Origin of the sequence: Streptomyces sp. NPDC048197, from assembly GCF_043202395.1 — a bacterium.
Taxonomy (GTDB): domain Bacteria; phylum Actinomycetota; class Actinomycetes; order Streptomycetales; family Streptomycetaceae; genus Streptomyces; species Streptomyces siderophoricus.
In genome coordinates, this window is the sequence record NZ_JBIDAJ010000018.1 from 123799 (window position 1) to 140316 (window position 16518).

The window sequence follows — 16518 nt, forward strand, 5'->3', positions numbered from 1 at the left end:
GGGCTGAACATCTGTGTACCCGTCCTCGCCGACTTCCCGTGTCCGGGAAGCCAGGGAAACGCTCGGGAAACGCCTCCGAGAGATCCGTAAAGACTCTGGCCTGACTGCTCGTGCCCTGGCAGCGGCGGCGGGGTGGCACGAATCGAAGAGTTCACGGCTTGAGAACGGCAGGACCTCGCCTTCCGATGAGGACATCCGGGCCTGGACCCGCATCTGCCACGCTGAGGAAGAAGCCGCGGACCTCATTGCCACAGCTCGTGGCATCGACGGCATGTACGTCGAGTGGCGCCGCCTGGAGAGCGCCGGCCTGAAACGCGTCCAGGAGTCTGTACTGCCACTATTCGAGCGAACCCTCTGGTTCCGCTTCTATCAGTCCCAGGTCGTTCCCGGCCTGCTCCAGACGCAGGACTACACCCGAGCCATCCTCGACACGGTCGTTGCGATGAGGCAGACGCCTGACGACGTCGACGAGGCCGTTGCCGCACGCATGCACCGTCAGCGCATTCTGCACAGGGGAGGGCGCCGTTTCGCCTTCCTGATCGAGGAATGGGTCCTTCGCTCCATCATTGGCACACCCGCCACGATGGCGAACCAACTCGGGCACCTCATCGGGGCGACCGCCGCCCCCGCTCTGAGCCTTGGTGTGATCCCCATGGGCGTTGTACGAGGCAACGCGTGGCCTGCCGAACCCTTCTCCATGTACGACGACAAACAGGTATCCGTAGAGCTTGTCTCCGCCGGCCTCACCGTGACGCAGCCCCGCGAGATCGCCGAGTACTCGAAGACCTTCAGCGAGCTGGCAGGTATCGCCGTCCATGGAGCCTCCGCCAGGAGGCTGATCACGTCAGCAATCGACGCCCTCGGGTGAACTCATGCAAGTCCGTAGAAGCTTGTTGAGCCCCGTTGGCCCGTAGCCGTTGACTGAAGCGAGCCGGCGCGCGAGGGCCAGAACGATTGGCGGGCGGCTGACGAACTCCCGCCCCGGCGGCGGAAACCTGGACAGTCGAGCAGCCGGGGCGGGTGACCCAACCGCAGGAACCCTGCGGACCTTCGGGCCACGCTTTCGACGGTACGGCGGCGCGGTCCCTCACGGAAGAGGAGGTTGATGGATGAGCGCCGTAGCGGTTGAGACGTTCGAGACGCGCACCCCTGATGCGGAAGGCTGGCGCGGCATCCCGTTCCGGCGCCCTGCCGATATGGAGGCAGACGGCGGAAAGCACGACGGGGGCCCCATGCCCCCGGAAGCACCCCGCGACCCCGCCCCGCAGCCCAGCGGCGGAGACGAGTAGGCCGGTCTCCTGAGACTCCTGCCCTCCGAGATGGCGGCGCCAGGCGGTAGGGGCGGGTTCCAGATGAGTAGGGCCGGGGCCGACTTCCGGAAGTGTGGGAGTCGGCCCCTCAGGAGGATGCACTGACCCGGATGGGAGCCAGATCGTGCCTTTCGGTTCAGGTCGGCGGCAGGGCCAGTGAGGCCGTCACCACCACCGGTGTCACCCGGCCCGCCGTGCGCAGGCCGTCGGCGACCATTTCCACCAGCCAGACCGCGAGGTCCGGTGACCACTCCCGGGTGGTGCAGCCGAACCGGAACGCCTCGCGCATGCCCTCGGTGTGCACCCCGCGCCCGAGGTCGAGGTCCAGGCCGGGCGGGTCGGTGGGGGCGGCGCCGGACGCCCCGGAGTGTGGCCCGGCGAGGGTGACCTCGACCGCCCCCTGTGCCGACTCCCGCACCGCCTCGCCCACCGCCGCGGCATCCTCCCCGGTCACCGCGCCCTTCCCGGGACGGCAGGAGACCGTCACCACGACCTCGTGCCGGGCGTCCGGATCCGCCAGGGCGAACCACGGTGCCAGCTCGGTCTGGTGGAAGGCCGTGTTGCGCCGGGCCGCCGGCAGCGGCAGCAGGGCGTGCAGACCGGTGAACGTCACGGTGCCCACGCGGGCCAGCGTTTCCGCCAGCACCAGGGCGATCGGGCGGACGGGCAGACCGGGGCGCGGCGGGTCGGTGCGGATCCCGGCCTGCAGCCAGGCCAGTTGGTGCACCCGGCCGTCCGGCGTCCAGTCGCCGCCGACCTCCTCGTGCGCCCATGCGGTGGGCTCGTGCCGGGCGGTGACCCGCCCGTTCTCGGTCAGCCAGCGGCTCACGGTCTGCCAGCCGTAGGAGCCGGCCCGGTCGAGCGCGAGGCTGAGCACGTCTTCCTCGATCGAGCCTTCGTCCCTGTCCCCGTTCTCGTCCCCGTTCTCGTTCTCGTTCTCGTTCTCGTTCTCGTCGGGTTGCTCTCTGTACTGCGCGATGACGCGGTCGCACCACGGGGCGCGCCGGAGGATGCCGTGCAGGCCGATGATCACGGTGGGGGGAACCACAGGCACTTCGCACTCCCGGAAAGACGGACGGCGCCGGAAGGCTATCTTCCAGCGCCGCCGTCAGTCGTTGCTCAGGTACCGCAGAACAGCGTCTGGGTGTCGGTGATCTTCTTGTGCGCGTCGTCGGGGTACCCGATGATGTCGACGTCGATGACGCTCCGGAACGAGTACTTCGCGACCAGGTTCGTGCACTTCCAGGCGGCCGACGCCCGCTTGCCGCTGCCGCCGCCGGAGTAGACGGTCTTGACGCCCTTGTTCAGGGTGTACCAGTGGCCGTTGTTCTTGACCTGGAGCCAGACGGTGACCTTGGCCTTCTTCGCCGGGCCGTTCAGCCGCTTCCACCAGCCGTGGGCGTTGATGGCGCCGCGCACCGTGTGCGAGAAGTGCACCCGGTCGCCCTCGGTCACGAAGGCACCGACGCCCCCGCCGGCCGCCACGCCCGGGCCGTGGCCGTTGCTGTAGGTGCTGCTGGGCGGCTGCATCGGGTCGCGGTCGTCGGCCTGGGCCGGGGCGGTCGCGGCGACGGCCAGCAGGCCGGCCAGCGCAGCGGATGCGGCCCCCGTACGGATGCGCACGTGGATTTCCCCCTTGATATGCGGTCGGGTCATACCTGACGCCGCACCCAACCACGCAGGCGATCCACCGGCAATTGTCCTTTGGGACAGGGCGGGACAACGGCCGGCCCGCTCGGTGAGGTGGCGAGGTGTCAGTCCGGGGCCGGTCCCTGGGCCTTCAGCCACTGATCCAGTTCGGCCTGGATGCGGCGGTCCATGGCCATGGAGAGTTCGGCCTCGACGACGCCCTTGGAGAGCGGGCGGAGGGCCTCGATGGTGGCGGCCAACTGCTCGACCTCCTGTGCGGTGGGCGGGTCCGTCGCCGTGGCGCGTTCGAGGATGTCGGCGAGGACGTGGGTGCGGATGAGGGTGGTGAAGACGTCGGCGAGCGCGTCGGCGTGGGCGCGCACCTTGCGGCCGGCCTCCAGGACGGCGGCGAGCGGAATGCCCTTGCCGACGAGCTCGGTGGAGGCGTCCAGGAGGCGGCGGCTGATGTGCACGAACTCGTCGCCGTCGACGGCCAGATAGCCGATGTCGAGGGAGGCGGAGAGGTTCTCGGCGGTGATGTCCTCGCTGAAGTGGTCGGCGAGCTGCTCCGGGCGGAGCCGGACCGGGGTCTCCTCGGACCACGGGGGGAGCAACGCGGGCCGCAGGCCGAGGAGTTCGCCGACGTCGCGGCCGGACTCGAAGGCGGCGAGGAGCTCGGCTATCCCGCCGAGGGTGTGACCGCGCTCCAGGAGGGCGCCGATGGTGTGCAGGCGGGCGAGGTGGTGTTCGTTGTACCAGGCGATCCGGCCCTCGCGGCGGGGCGGCGGGATGAGCTTGCGTTCGCGGTAGAAGCGCAGGGTGCGGACCGTGATGCCGGCCTCCTCGGCCAGCTCGGTCATGCGGAATTCGCGCGCGGGGCGGCGGTCGTCCCCGGGCTCCGCGCGGTCGTCCTTCGGCTTCTCGTTCGCTGCCACGGGAGTCAGCCTATGCCGGAGATGTGACAACGGTCCGGGGTGCAACTGCCGGTAACTTCCTGCCGCCGGCCCCCTACCGCTCGGTACGTGGCTGCCCTACGCTCCCCCTGTGCCCAATCGTGCCAGTGATTGCTGGCGTGATTGACGGGCGGTGTGCGGAACGCCCGTGGCCGCGGTAAGTGTGGGCCGCGGGCAGGCAGGTGGAGCGTCGGACTCGGGAGGCGGCGGATGGCCGGGCGCGAAGAGCAGCACGTGCGGGTGGCGGTGATCGGATCCGGATTCGGTGGTCTGGGGGCGGCGGTACGGCTGCGCCGTCAGGGCATCACCGACTTCGTGGTCCTGGAACGGGCCGACTCGGTGGGCGGGACCTGGCGGGACAACAGCTATCCGGGGTGCGCGTGCGACGTGCCCTCGCACCTGTACTCGTTCTCCTTCGCGCCCAATCCGGAATGGCCGCGGAATTTCTCCGGACAGCCCCATATCCGGGCGTACCTGGAGCGGGTGACCGACATCTTCGGGCTGCGGCCGCACCTCAGGTTCAACGCCGAGGTACGGCACCTGCGGTGGAACGGGGACGCGCTGCACTGGGAGATCGAGACGGCGAACGGAGGGCTCACCGCCGATGTGGTGGTGTCGGCCACCGGCCCGCTGTCCGACCCCAAGGTCCCGGACATCCCGGGGCTGGACTCCTTTCCGGGGAAGGTCTTCCATTCCGCGCGCTGGGACCATGAGTACGAGCTGCGCGGCAAGCGCGTCGCCATGATCGGCACCGGCGCCTCGGCGATCCAGATCGTGCCCGCCATCCAGCCGGAGGTCGAGCGGCTGACGCTCTTCCAGCGCACCGCGCCGTGGGTGCTGCCGCGCGCCGACCGCCGGATCAGCGCCGTCGAGAAATGGCTGCACACCAAGGTCCCGGCGACCCGGGCCGCCCGCCGCCAACTGCTTTGGAGTATTCGGGAGTTGCAGGTCAGCGCGTTCACCAAGCGCCCCGACCGGCTGGGCCTGATCGAGTTCCTGGCCGGGAACCACCTGAAGAAGGCGATCAAGGACCCGGCGCTGCGGGCCGCGCTGACGCCCGACTACCGCATCGGCTGCAAGCGGATCCTGCTCTCCAACGCGTACTATCCGGCGCTCGCCCGGCCCAATGTGGACCTGGTGACCTCCGGGCTCAAGGAGGTGCGCGGAAGCACCCTCATCGGCGCCGACGGAAGCGAGGTCGAGGCCGACGCCATCGTCTTCGGGACCGGATTCCATGTGACGGACATGCCCATCGCCCAGCGGGTGACCGGCGCCAAGGGCACCACGCTCGCCGAGGAGTGGAAGGACGGTATGGCCTCGCTGCGCGGCGCCAGCGCGGCCGGATTCCCGAATTTCCTCACCATCATCGGGCCGAACACCGGACTCGGGAACAGCTCGATGATCCTGATGATCGAGGCCCAGCTGAATTACCTGGCCGACTACCTCCGGCAGCTGGACCTGCTCGGCGACCGGACCGCGCTGAGCGCCCGCCCGGAGGCGGTGGAGGACTGGAACCGCATGATCCAGGAGAGGATGAAGCGCACCGTGTGGAACACCGGCGGCTGTGACAGCTGGTACCTCGACGCGAACGGGCGGAACACCACCGCCTGGCCCGGGACCACCGGCGAGTTCAAGCGGCTGACCCGACAGGTCGACCTCGCCGAGTACGAGGTGCTGCGCCCGAAGAGCGGTACCGCGGCCGGGCCCGTGGGCACCTCCGCCGACACCCGGGCGGAGGTGGCCGCATGAGCCGCCGGCCCGGCCACGTCACCGGCGGCCCCTACGCGCCGCCGGTCCCGCGCACCAGCACCGAGGTCACCTCGGCCGACGGCGCCCGGGTCTACGCCGAGACCCACGGCCCCGAGGACGCCCCCGCCGTGGTGCTGGCCCACGGCTGGACCTGCTCCACCGCCTTCTGGGCCCCGGTCGTCCGCGACCTGGCCGTCGACCACAAGGTCGTCGTCTACGACCAGCGGGGCCACGGCCGCAGCCCGGCCACCGGCCCGGCGGGCTACGGCACGACGGCGCTCGCCGACGACCTGGTGGCCGTACTGGAGGCGACCCTCGGCCCGGACGAACGCGCCGTGGTCGGCGGCCACTCCATGGGTGGCATGACGATCATGGCCGCCGCCGAGCGCCCGGAACTGCGCGCCCGGGCCGCCGCCGCCCTGCTGTGCAGTACGGGCTGCGCCGGACTGCCCGCCGCGTCCCAGGTGTTCCCGTTCCGCAGCGAGCGTGCCCGGCGTCTCGCCCACCGGCTGCTGCTGGGCTCCCGGTCCCCGCTCGGCCCGGTCTCGCCCCTCACCCGGCGCGCGCTGAAGTACGCCACCATGGGCCCCGATGCCACTCCCGAGCAGGTCGAGGCGTGCGCCCGCATCGTGCACGCCTGCCCGTCGGCCGTACGGGCCCGCTGGGGCAATGTGCTGTCCGTCCTCGAACTGACCGGTGGTGTCAGCCGACTGGAGGTGCCGACGGTGGTGCTCGCCGGGTCCGCCGACCGCCTGACCCCACCGGTGCAGTCCCGCCGGCTGGCCTCCGCACTCCCGGACTTCCGGGGGCTGACCGAGCTGCCGGGCAAGGGCCACATGACGCCCATCGAGGACCCCGGCGCGGTCGCCGGCCTGTTGCGGGAACTCGTCCGGGACCACCTCCGGCCCACCGCCGACCGGCCCGCGCCGCCGCCCGCCGTCCCCGCCCAGAAGACGCCACAGGAGACCGCCCAGAACACCGCGCAAAAGACCGGGCAGGCAGCCCAGCAGACCTCGCAGCAGAAGGAGAAGACCGCATGAGCGGGAGCAGGAGTCTGGACGGGCAGGTCGTCGTCGTGACCGGCGCCGCGCGCGGGGTCGGTGCGCTGCTGGCCCGCAAGCTGTCGGCGCGCGGCGCCACACTGGCGCTGGTCGGCCTGGAACCGGACGAGCTGGCGAAGGTGGCCGCGGGCCTGCACGGCCCGGCGCACCACTGGCACGCCGACGTCACCGACCACGAGGAGATGACCCGGGTCGCGGCCGGGGTCAAGGAACGCTTCGGCAAGGTCGACGTGGTCGTCGCCAACGCCGGGGTGGCGACCGGCGGCCCGTTCGTCGACTCCGATCCGGTCTCCTGGAAGCGGGTCATCGAGGTCAACCTCATAGGCGGTGCGGTCACCGGCCGGGCCTTCCTGCCCGTGCTGATGGAGTCCCGCGGCTACTTCCTGCAGATCGCCTCGCTCGCCGCGATCACTCCGGCGCCGATGATGACCGCGTACTGCGCCTCCAAGTCCGGCGTCGAGGCGTTCGCGCACAGCCTGCGCGCCGAGGTCGGCCACAAGGGCGTACGGGTCGGGGTCGGCTATCTGAGCTGGACCGACACCGACATGGTGCGCGGCGCCGACCGACACGACATCATGCGCGAACTGCGCGCCCGGATGCCCTGGCCGGCGAACAAGACCTATCCGCTGGGGCCGGCGGTGGACCGGATCGTGGCGGGCGTCGAACGCCGTTCCGCGCACGTCTACGGGCAGTGGTGGCTGCGCGGGATGCAGTCGCTGCGCGGGTACCTGCCGTCGGTCATCGGGGCGGCGGGTCAGCGGGAGATCCGGCGGTTCGGGGACCGGCTGGACGGTATGCGGGTCGGCCTGGTCGGCGCGGGCGGCGAGGCGGACGAGAAGGCCCGCGCCGACCGCTGACCGACCCGCTCCCTTCCTGGTGTTTGTGACGCTGGGTAGTCGAACGTGATCGAAATGCGAGCAATGTCCGGGCGTGTCACTCTTGTCCGGGGCCCTCCCCCTACGCCCCACTAGGAGTGAACAGCATGGGCATCAAGGACCAGTTCCAGGACAAGGCCAACGAGCTCAAGGACCAGGCCCAGAAGGCCATGGGCAGCGCTCGCGACGAGGCGGACGAGCGCGGCCGGCAGGGCCAGGACCGGGCCCGTCAGCGCGGCCAGCAGGGTCGTGAGCGCGGTCAGCAGGAGCGCGGCCAGCAGGGCCGTCGTCCTGCCCCCGACCCGATGGACGAGCTGCACGACGAGCGGGACCGCTTCCAGAGCTGATCCGCAGTCCTGAAGGTCACGCGTGGCGGCGTACGCGTCATGCGTGCGGGGCGCACCCGGTCGACCGGGTGCGCCCCAACTGCATTCCACTGCCTTCCCCCGTTGTTCCCCCGTGGCCCCGTCCCCCGTTGTCCCCCCGTTTCCCCGTTCCCCCGTTCCCCCGTTCCCCCGTGGTCCCGGGCGCTCCCTACCGGGTCAGTTGACGACCTTGAGCCTCGTCGGCCAGCCGCTGCGCGCGGCCTTGGCGAAGAGCTTCTTGATGTCCGTCGGGGTCAGCTTGATGCAGCCCAGCGAGTAGTAGTCGCGGACGCCGTCCCAGCGGTAGGGGCTGTCCTGGCCGGGCTTGCGGGGGCCCTGGGTGCCGTTGACGTTCATCTCGCTGTGCACGAACAGCTCGGTGCGCTTGGTCCGGTGGTTCTTGCACACCTTGTCCTGCACCTGGATCGCGTAGCCGTTGATGCCGCTGCGGCCGCCGTTGTGGCGCTTGGTGTGGTTCAGCACCCGGTAGGTGCCGGTGGGCAGCCAGCCCTGCATGCTGGCGCACTCGTTCGTGCCGTTGCGGCCGCCGTTGCCGGAGCCCGCGCGGTACTTGGCGAGCACCTGGTCCTTGGCGTTCGGGATGCTCTTCATCAGGTAGAGCCTGGAGTTGCTGGGGTTGCTCCAGTTCTTGTTGAAGTACAGGTACGTACCGCCGGCCGCGGCCGTTGCCGCCTTCCCGGGCGCCGGGTGGGCGGCCAGCGCGGGGGCGGCCTCGGTGGCCGCGAGGCCGCCGGTGAGGGCGACTGCGGCGGCGAGCGGAACGATCCGGTGACGGATGCGCATCGAACATCTCCCGTTGGGTGAGCGGTAGTTGGTGGCTGTTGCGGTGTGCCCGGCCGGGACAGGACACGACCTTGCTGGGCCGGGCGGTGTCCGGCAAGGCCCTTTGGTATCCCGGACAGACCGCGCGCTGTCCGGGCAGGTCGGACGGGGGGTGCGGGACGTGTCCGGAAGGGTGAAACGCGCTGTCCGGGACTGACCGGAGGGGGTGTTGTGGCCGTGGCCGGGCGGCGGTTCAATGACCGGCATGACACGCACGGGGGGAACCGGCGGTGCCGGGCCCGCGACGGCCCACGACCCCGCCGCACTCGTCGCACTGATGCAACGCCTCAAGGACGACAGCGGCCTGACCTACCGTCAGCTGGAGCAGCGGGCGGCGGAGCGCGGTGAGGCGCTCGCCCGCAGCACCCTCGCGGACGTGCTGGGCCGGAAGTCGCTGCCGCGGGCCGAGGTGCTCGGCGCGTTCCTGCGGGCGTGCGGCCGCCCCGAGGACGAGGTCGGGGAGTGGCTCGCGGCCCGGCGGCGCATCGAGGAGGGCCCGGCGGCCCCGCCCGCCCGTACCGACCCGCCCGCCGTGGGCCGGCGGCGGCAGCTGACCGGCGCCGCGCTGCTGGGCGTCGTAGCGCTCGCCGTCGGTGTCCCGCTGCTGGCCGGGGACGGCGGCGCGGAGCCCGGCCCCCCGCTGCCCACCGGCGAGGTGCGGATCCGTCCGCTGGCGGCGCCCGGACTGTGCCTGACGGACGGGCGGGTGCTGCGGGCGCACGCGTACCGCACGGTCGCGGTGGTGCGGCCCTGCGCGCAGGCGGTGCCCCCGCACACCCGGCTGACGGCGGCCGGCGGCGGCCGGCACCTCGTCCAGTGGTCACACCCGGACGAGGGCACCGGCTGCCTGGTCCTGCTGCGCGCACCGGGCCTGGCCGGACTGCTGGAGCCGCAGAACGACTGCAGTGCGGGCGGGCCCGCACAACGGTTCCGGATCGAGCCGGTCGACGGGCGGACCGACGGCGGACGGCCCGCGTACCGGCTGCGGCTGACCGACGGCGACCGGTGCGTCGGCCTCAGCGGCCGGGCGGCGGGCGCCCCGGCCGTCGGCGTCCCCTGCCGCACCGGCGCGGACGACCAGACCTTCGCGATCGGCCCCGGGTGACGGGGGCGCCCCACCACGCCGGCCGGGGATGACGGGACGCGCGGCAACCGGCCGGAGAGCCCCGGCCCCGCACCGCCCGCTCAGGCCCCCGCCGCCTCCTCGGCGTCGCCGCCCGCCGCCCGCGGCGGCAGGGCCGGACGCCGCCGGTCCGGTACGTCCGAGAGGTCCGGAGGCGTCGCCGCCGGATGCCGCTCCAGCAGCTCCAGCGCGGTCCGCACCGCCACGCCCAGCGTCGGATGCCGGCCCTCCGCCCAGTGCAGCGGCGAGCGCAGCGCCTCGATGTCCACCTCGACGCCGTGGTTCTCCACGCCCCAGCCGTAGAGCCGGAACCACGCCGCGTTCATCGGCACCGTGATCGTGGTGCCGTCCCCGAGCCGGTGCCGGCCGGTCATCCCGACCACCCCGCCCCAGGTACGCATGCCCACCACCGGGCCGATGCCCTGCAGCTTGAAGGCCGCGGTGATCATGTCGCCGTCGGACGAGGTCATCTCGTCGGCGACCGCCACGACCGGGCCGCGCGGCGCGTTGCTGGTGTACGACACCGGCTCGGCGTCCCGGGTCAGGTCCCAGCCCATGATGGTGCGGGTCAGCTTCTCGATCACCAGCTCCGAGATGTTGCCGCCGGCGTTGCCCCGTACGTCCACGATCAGCGCGGGCATCGACATCTCCATCCGCACGTCCCGGTTGAACTGCGCCCAGCCGGAGCCGCCCATGTCGGGGATGTGCAGATAGCCGCACCGGCCGCCGCTCAGCTCCCGCACCACCGCACGGCGTTTGGCGACCCAGTCCTGGTAGCGCAGCGGCCGTTCGTCGACCAGCGGCACCACGGCCACCCGGCGGGCGTGCCCGTTGCCCTCGGCCGGGCAGAAGGTCAGCTCGACGGTGGTGCCGCCGGCCGCGGCCAGCAGCGGGCCCGGCCCGGCGACCGGGTCCACCGGCCGCCCGTCGACATGGGTGAGCGCCGCCCCCTCCCGGATACCCGTACCGGCCAGCGGGGAGCGCGCCTTGGGGTCGGAGGACTCACCGGGCAGGATCCGCTGCACCACCCACCGCCCGTCCCGGCAGACGAAGTTGGCGCCGAGCAGGCCGATCGCGCGCTGGTAGTGCGGCGGCCCCTCGTTGCGCCGGGCACCGGTGACGTACGCGTGCGAGGTGCCCAGCTCGCCCAGCACCTCACGCAGCAGATCGGCGAACTCGTCCGGGGAGGCGACCCGTTCGACCAGCGGCCGGTACTGCGCGAGCACCGCGTCCCAGTCGATGCCGCACATCCGCGGCTCCCAGAAGTACGCCCGGATGATCCGGCCCGCCTCGTCGTACGCCTGCCGCCACTCCGCACCCGGATCGACGTCGTGCAGGATCCGCCGCAGGTCCAGATAGACCATCGAATCGCTGTCCGCCGGCTCGGTCGCCGGGACCGCCCGCAGCTCGCCGTCGTCGTTGACCACCAGCCGGGAGCCGTCGCCGCTGAGCGCGAACTCGTCGATCGCGCTGGTCAGTTCGGTGCGCCGGGCCTTGGTCAGGTCGAAGTGCTCCAGGGTGGGCTTGCCGGAGGTGTTGTCCGGGCTGGCGAAGGTCTCGCCCAGCGCGCCGGAGATCGGCCAGCGCAGCCAGACCAGCCCGCCACCGCTGACCGGCTCCAGGGAGGAGTACTTGGACGCCGCGACCGGGAACGGGGTCACGCGGTTCTCCAGCCCCTCGACCTCCACCAGCACCGTCCCCTCGCCGGCCGGCGGATTCTCGTCCGGGTCCAGCCCGCCCGCCGCGGGCCGCCCCTCCGGCGACAGCGCGAACGGCGACGGCGTCGCCGACGACAGCGGCACCAGGTGCGGACGGCAGCCCAGCGGGAACGACAGGTCCCCGGTGTGCACGTCGTAGACCGGGTCGAAGCCGCGCCAGGACAGGAACGCCAGATAGCGGCCGTCGCGGGTGAACACCGGCTGCTCGTCCTCGAAACGGCCGTTGGTGACGTCCACGACGAGCCGGTCGGAGAGCCGGGCCATCTTGATCATCCGCAGCGAACGGCCGATGCCGGGGTGCGACCAGGTCAGCCAGCGCGAGTCGGGGGAGAAGGCCAGGTCACGGACCGGGCCGTTGGTGGACCGGATCAGCTCGGTGACCCCGCCCGGACCGGCGGCCTCCTCCTCCGCGGAGCGGTCCTCCTCGGTCGTCTCCTCGTCCGGCCGGGTCACGTCCACCAGCAGCAGCCGGCCGTCGTGGGACGCCACCGCCAGCCGCTCACCGTCCGGCGACGAGGTCATCTCGTGCACCCGGCCCAGCTCACCGGCGGCCAGCCGGCGCGGCCGCCCCGGATCACTGGCCCGCGGCAGATTGGCGATCTCGATGGCGTCCGGGCCCTCGGCGTCGGTGACGTAGGCGATCCGGCCGCTGGAGCCCAGCATCTCGGGCAGCCGGACGCGGACACCCGGGGTGTCGTGGATCGCCCGGGCCGGGCCGTCGCGGTGGGTGAGCCAGTACAGGCTGCCGCGGACCCCGATCGCGCTGGCCCGCCCGGTGGCGTCCACCGCGAGCGAGGTGACGTGCGAGGCGGCCGGGACCTGGTAGCTGCGCCGGCCGGCCCGCGGCCCGCCCAGCCGCACCGCCAGCTTCCGCGGTACGGCGTCCGGGCTCAGATCCTCGACCAGCCAGAGCTCGCCCGCGCACTGGTAGACGATCCGCTCCCCGTCGGTCGAGGCGTGCCGGGCGTAGAAATCCGCATGATCGCTGTGCCGCCGCAGATCCGTCCCGTCCGCCAGGCACGAATAGACATTGGCCGTGCCTTCATGATCCGACAGGAACGCGATCCGCCCGCCCACGAACATCACCGAGTCCAGATGCCCGTACAGATCCGGCAGCAGCCGGGTCCCGTGCAGCCACATCCGGCCCATCGCCCCGCCCCGGTAGCGCTTCCAGGAGGCGGGCTCGTGCGGCGGTTTGCCGGTGAGCAGCAGCGTGCGCCGCTCACCTTCCACATCGGCGACCGCGATGTCGGACACCGGCCCCCACGGCAGCTTGCCGCCGGGACTGCCGTCGGTCGGCAGGCTGTAGGCCCACGAGTAGTACGAGAACGGCTGCCCGTGCGAGGACACCGCGAGGACGTGCGCCTGCCCCTCATGATCCGGCGGCGTCCACCCGCACACCCGCGCATCGGTACTGCCCCAGTACGTCAGCCGCCGCGCCGGACCGCCGTCCACCGGCGCGAGATGCACCTCCGGGTCGAGGCTCCGCCACGTCGTGAACGCGATGTGCCGCCCGTCCGGCGAGAACCGCGGATGCCCGACCCGCGTCCGGTCCACGGTCAGCCGCCACGCCCGCCCCGGCTCCTCCCCCTCCGCCGCGATCGGGGCCACCCACACATCGTCCTCGGCGACGAAGCAGAGCAGATCCCCGTGCAGATGCGGAAACCGCAGGTAAGCCCCCGGCGGCGCCCCCGGCCCAGCCGGCATCCGCCGCAGCCGCCCCTCCGTCTCGACGACATCCGTCCCCTGGCGAGGCCCGACGGCCTCGGGTACATCGCTCACGCCCCCATGGTTTCGGGCGGGGGAGTGGGTGGCAACTCGGATGGGTGTATACGTGCGCCTTCAGGCCCGGGGCGCACGAGTGGGGGGCGGGGGCGTGTGGGGCCGGAGGGGGCGTACGGGCGGGTACGAGTACGCGTACGCGACGAGTACGCGTACGGGCCGAGAGCGACGACTGGAGCCGTGAGCGCGGAGCGAGCGGGTCCGCGCCCACCACCACCCCGCCCACCACCTGAAGCTGAAGTACATTCCTCGACCGGAGGACCGAGACGGTGAAGTACCCCGTACGTGAAGGGCTCGCCAAGGCGCAGCACTCTGCCGTGCACTTGGAGATGCGGGACATCTGCACGCCAGATGATCCCGAGTTCGCAAGTTGGCGAGCTGGCAACCGGTACGACAACGACCCAACGAAGCTGCCGGACTACTGGGGGTCGTGGGGTGGCCTGGCGACTGAGACGACAGCACGCGGAGTCGTCATCAGGCGAGCCCGGATCGTCTCGGAGCCGGTAACCGACTACATCAGGTACGAGCACGACATGTCGTTCGCCAATGTTGCTGCCGGCGAGCTGGTGCGGTGGCTCCCCCGCCGCAAGGCCGCTGACATTCCGCTGCCCGGGACTGACCTGTGGATGTTCGACAGGAAGTCCGTCCTGTTCACGTACTTCTCAGGTGCAGGCGATGTAGTCGACCGAGAATGGCGCGCCGAACCAGCTGTCATCGAGTTCGTGAGTCTGGCATTCGAAGCGGTGTGGGAGCGAGCCACTCCGCACGAGGAGTACAAGCCCGTCTGACCATGGCAGTCTCGTGTCGGTGGCTCACCAGAGTGCCGAGTGGATCGGTGCCGGCGTCAGCCTTGCGCGGATCGCAGAACCCGAGCCTGAGGACTACTGAGGCCCCGCCACTCGGGCACCTTCGGAGTGGCAGGGCTTTCGCTGCTGATCAATTCAGCGATTTCTCGATGGCTTCAAAGATGTCCGCGTCGGTCTTCTGCTGCCACTCCGGCAGATCGCTCCAGTCCGCCACGTACCCGGGCTTCGGGTCCTCGAAGTGCTTGAACATCTGAGCGGTCCAGCACATCGCGACGAAGCGGCTCTTCTGCTCGGGGGTCAGCCTCGACGCGTGGCCGGCGCTCACGTCCAGCAGTTGGCGTACTTGCTCGTAGACGGCGCCGGCGGCCTGGCGCTCCCACTCCGGAGTGTCCTCCCAGGGAGTCACGTAGCCGGGCTTGGGCTCGCCGGGAAAGTGCTCTCGCACACCGGCGATCCATGCCTCACGGAACAGGCGCGCGCCTTCAACCTGTGACATACCTACCCTCTCGTCACGTCGTGCTCAATGCGTCCATCTCCGCCTTCAGCTCGGCCACTCGAGCATTCCTGACCAGAGGGCCGAACTCAGCTCGTAGCCTCTGGAGTCTACGGGCGACATACCCTGACGAGGACGCACGAGCGAGTTGCGCGGCCTCGCTGCCGAAAGCGAGGAGCTGATCGCAGTCGCGGCGCTTGGCGGCGATCGCTGCCAGGTCGGCAAATACGGCACCACGGCGTCGGAACGACTGCCCCTCGGCAAGACCGTCCTGCTCCAGGGCGGAGGTGAGGGCTTTCTCGGCAAGGTCGAGACGTCCCAGCTGTACATAGCGGGCTCCTCGTTCCTCGGCCAGCCGTGAGCCGTCGAACCGAAGCCAGCCCCTGTTGCGGCCGGGGCCAAGGTCCAGCACCTTCTCCGCCGCGTCGAGTTCCTGCTCGCATGCCCTCAAGTTGCCCAGCCCTGCCTGCGCTTCTGCCTTGACGGAAGCAATCCAATGCCGCGTGGGCAGGGTGCTGTCTCCACGCCTGGCGACCTTCTCAGCGGCAGAAAGGATGTCGTCGGCCTGTCGGTACCGACATTCGTACACGTCGACATAGGCAAGCCGTACGAGGGCACAGGCACAGAGGTCATACGCACCGGCCTCTTTGCTGGCAGTCGCGGCGAGAGTGTAGGAGGCTGCCGCGTCTGTGTAGCGGTTGTTGTCGAAGGCCAGCTCCCCGGCGAGCTGGAACAGCTCACCCGCAGCGCCGCACAGCGCACGTCCCTCCCCGCCCGATCGCTCATCAAGAGCCGCGTTGAGAGCCGCCAACTGGTCGCGAACAACCAGTTGGACCGACCCCTTGGTACGGGCGAGTTGGTACACCTGCCAGAGGTGGTCGTTCATCCGCAGGAAGCCGGCCGCGGACCGCCGGCGTGCTCCGTTTTCGAGTGCTTCCGCTCCCTCGGCGGGCAGAGCTGACAGCGCGCCTGTCACAGCTACGGCACGGAGAAATTCGCGTCGGATCATGTCATCGGTGTCCCTAGAGCCGTAGTGGTCGCGGGGCGGCAACCCTGCGGACTCCTGTGGGGAGGCAGGTAACTGGGCCACCAGAACGTCAAGTTCGCCAAGGTCGACGTGCAGGACCTCGGCCAGTTTCGGTCGTAACTGCGGCTGAGGCTCGGTCTTTCCGTTCTCCCAGCGGCCAACCGTTGTGCGGTCGACGCCGAGTGTGTGAGCCAACGATTCCTGACTGTAGCCCAGGGCCTTCCGCCGTTCAGCAAGACCCACGCCGACCCCCTTCTCGTCCGTCCCGCTCCTCGGCGAGGTGCACCGCGTGCATCGGGTGTGCCTCAAGACTGCCGCATGGATGCCGTGGAGTGGTGGGTGTCATCGCGGTTCCCTTGATGGTGTGAGCACCAGCCCCCCCGTGAGAGGGGTTGGCGGGCTCTTCCCTCAACCCTTCGAGGAGTTACACCGTGATCTCACACATCACGCCCGACCGACGAGACATCGTCTACGACGACCGAGCACATCAGGCCGGCCTGCCCGTGACCGTTCATCACCGCCACGGCGTTGCAGAGCCTGCCGTGCTCGTCATGGACCCGGGACAGATGGAGCTCTATGCCGTTCAGCTGGAGCAAGCCATTGCGAAGCGGAAGGCGGCGCAGGAAAGGGTGCCCCGATGAGCGCTGGTCAGTGGCCGGAGGTCGGCGATGAGGTCGAGTACGAGGTCGGTCGCTCCGCCATCGTGACGGACATCAGGAAGGGCATTCCTTACCTGCGGTGTGCCGGGCGCCGGGAGTGGCCGGCTGAAGGATTCGAAAGCCTG

At 70.9% G+C, this 16518-nt stretch carries 15 protein-coding genes; 8 read left to right on the top strand and 7 right to left on the bottom strand.

Annotated features, from left to right (window positions below; genetic code table 11):
* Positions 1–13: 13 nt before the first annotated feature.
* Entirely contained in the window at positions 14–868 is an 855-nt protein-coding gene (locus tag ACGF4C_RS23740) for a helix-turn-helix domain-containing protein (RefSeq protein WP_393568814.1), read from the top strand.
* Between the two features lie 578 nt (positions 869–1446).
* Here ACGF4C_RS23740 and ACGF4C_RS23745 read toward each other — a convergent pair.
* From ACGF4C_RS23745 to ACGF4C_RS23755, 3 genes are all read right to left on the bottom strand, one after another.
* A complete protein-coding gene (locus ACGF4C_RS23745) occupies positions 1447–2364 on the bottom strand; it encodes a hypothetical protein (RefSeq protein ID WP_393568815.1) in 918 nt (305 codons plus the stop codon).
* A gap of 65 nt (positions 2365–2429) precedes the next feature.
* A complete protein-coding gene (locus tag ACGF4C_RS23750; protein ID WP_393568816.1) occupies positions 2430–2966 on the bottom strand; it encodes a hypothetical protein in 537 nt (178 codons plus the stop codon).
* A 98-nt stretch (positions 2967–3064) separates the two neighbouring features.
* Positions 3065–3874, bottom strand: a complete 810-nt coding sequence (locus ACGF4C_RS23755; protein WP_393568817.1) for a MerR family transcriptional regulator — start codon at positions 3872–3874, stop codon at positions 3065–3067.
* A gap of 228 nt (positions 3875–4102) precedes the next feature.
* On the opposite strand from ACGF4C_RS23755, the gene ACGF4C_RS23760 reads away from it, so the two are divergent.
* From ACGF4C_RS23760 to ACGF4C_RS23775, 4 genes are all read left to right on the top strand, one after another.
* On the top strand, positions 4103–5641 hold the full coding sequence (locus ACGF4C_RS23760) for a flavin-containing monooxygenase (RefSeq protein WP_393568818.1): 1539 nt from the start codon (positions 4103–4105) through the stop codon (positions 5639–5641).
* Positions 5638–6681: an alpha/beta fold hydrolase gene (locus ACGF4C_RS23765; RefSeq protein ID WP_393568819.1), complete on the top strand. Its 1044-nt coding sequence runs from the start codon at positions 5638–5640 to the stop codon at positions 6679–6681. The genes ACGF4C_RS23760 and ACGF4C_RS23765 overlap by 4 nt, the downstream gene beginning before the upstream one ends.
* Entirely contained in the window at positions 6678–7559 is an 882-nt protein-coding gene (locus tag ACGF4C_RS23770) for an SDR family oxidoreductase (protein WP_393568820.1), read from the top strand. The genes ACGF4C_RS23765 and ACGF4C_RS23770 overlap by 4 nt, the downstream gene beginning before the upstream one ends.
* A 125-nt stretch (positions 7560–7684) precedes the next feature.
* Entirely contained in the window at positions 7685–7924 is a 240-nt protein-coding gene (locus tag ACGF4C_RS23775; protein ID WP_030413406.1) for a hypothetical protein, read from the top strand.
* A 195-nt stretch (positions 7925–8119) separates the two neighbouring features.
* On the opposite strand, the gene ACGF4C_RS23780 is transcribed toward ACGF4C_RS23775, so the two are convergent.
* Complete coding sequence (locus ACGF4C_RS23780) at positions 8120–8746, bottom strand: hypothetical protein (RefSeq protein ID WP_393568821.1); 627 nt, start codon at positions 8744–8746, stop codon at positions 8120–8122.
* A 244-nt stretch (positions 8747–8990) separates the two neighbouring features.
* Here ACGF4C_RS23780 and ACGF4C_RS23785 point away from each other — a divergent pair, with 244 nt between their 5' ends.
* Positions 8991–9890, top strand: a complete 900-nt coding sequence (locus ACGF4C_RS23785) for an RICIN domain-containing protein (protein WP_393568822.1) — start codon at positions 8991–8993, stop codon at positions 9888–9890.
* 80 nt (positions 9891–9970) lie between these two features.
* On the opposite strand, the gene ACGF4C_RS23790 is transcribed toward ACGF4C_RS23785, so the two are convergent.
* A complete protein-coding gene (locus ACGF4C_RS23790; protein WP_393568860.1) occupies positions 9971–13333 on the bottom strand; it encodes a S41 family peptidase in 3363 nt (1120 codons plus the stop codon).
* A 344-nt stretch (positions 13334–13677) separates the two neighbouring features.
* On the opposite strand from ACGF4C_RS23790, the gene ACGF4C_RS23795 reads away from it, so the two are divergent.
* Positions 13678–14196, top strand: a complete 519-nt coding sequence (locus ACGF4C_RS23795; protein WP_393568823.1) for a DUF6879 family protein — start codon at positions 13678–13680, stop codon at positions 14194–14196.
* A gap of 148 nt (positions 14197–14344) precedes the next feature.
* Here the strand turns inward: ACGF4C_RS23795 and ACGF4C_RS23800 are convergent, their stop codons facing one another.
* Together ACGF4C_RS23800 and ACGF4C_RS23805 are read right to left on the bottom strand one after the other, a co-directional pair.
* On the bottom strand, positions 14345–14710 hold the full coding sequence (locus ACGF4C_RS23800) for a hypothetical protein (RefSeq protein ID WP_393568824.1): 366 nt from the start codon (positions 14708–14710) through the stop codon (positions 14345–14347).
* Positions 14711–14723: 13 nt separating this feature from the next.
* A complete protein-coding gene (locus tag ACGF4C_RS23805) occupies positions 14724–15977 on the bottom strand; it encodes a helix-turn-helix transcriptional regulator (RefSeq protein ID WP_393568825.1) in 1254 nt (417 codons plus the stop codon).
* 188 nt (positions 15978–16165) lie between these two features.
* On the opposite strand from ACGF4C_RS23805, the gene ACGF4C_RS23810 reads away from it, so the two are divergent.
* Positions 16166–16375: a hypothetical protein gene (locus ACGF4C_RS23810; protein ID WP_393568826.1), complete on the top strand. Its 210-nt coding sequence runs from the start codon at positions 16166–16168 to the stop codon at positions 16373–16375.
* Positions 16376–16518: the final 143 nt, after the last annotated feature.

Excerpts from the sequence above, each read along its gene's own strand:
- ACGF4C_RS23750 (WP_393568816.1), bottom strand. The coding sequence starts at position 2,966 with ATGACCCGACCGCATATCAAGGGGGAAATCCACGTGCGCATCCGTACG.
- ACGF4C_RS23760 (WP_393568818.1), top strand. The coding sequence starts at position 4,103 with ATGGCCGGGCGCGAAGAGCAGCACGTGCGGGTGGCGGTGATCGGATCC.
- ACGF4C_RS23765 (WP_393568819.1), top strand. The coding sequence starts at position 5,638 with ATGAGCCGCCGGCCCGGCCACGTCACCGGCGGCCCCTACGCGCCGCCG.
- ACGF4C_RS23770 (WP_393568820.1), top strand. The coding sequence starts at position 6,678 with ATGAGCGGGAGCAGGAGTCTGGACGGGCAGGTCGTCGTCGTGACCGGC.
- ACGF4C_RS23775 (WP_030413406.1), top strand. The coding sequence starts at position 7,685 with ATGGGCATCAAGGACCAGTTCCAGGACAAGGCCAACGAGCTCAAGGAC.
- ACGF4C_RS23780 (WP_393568821.1), bottom strand. The coding sequence starts at position 8,746 with ATGCGCATCCGTCACCGGATCGTTCCGCTCGCCGCCGCAGTCGCCCTC.
- ACGF4C_RS23785 (WP_393568822.1), top strand. The coding sequence starts at position 8,991 with ATGACACGCACGGGGGGAACCGGCGGTGCCGGGCCCGCGACGGCCCAC.
- ACGF4C_RS23790 (WP_393568860.1), bottom strand. The coding sequence starts at position 13,333 with ATGCCGGCTGGGCCGGGGGCGCCGCCGGGGGCTTACCTGCGGTTTCCG.
- ACGF4C_RS23800 (WP_393568824.1), bottom strand. The coding sequence starts at position 14,710 with ATGTCACAGGTTGAAGGCGCGCGCCTGTTCCGTGAGGCATGGATCGCC.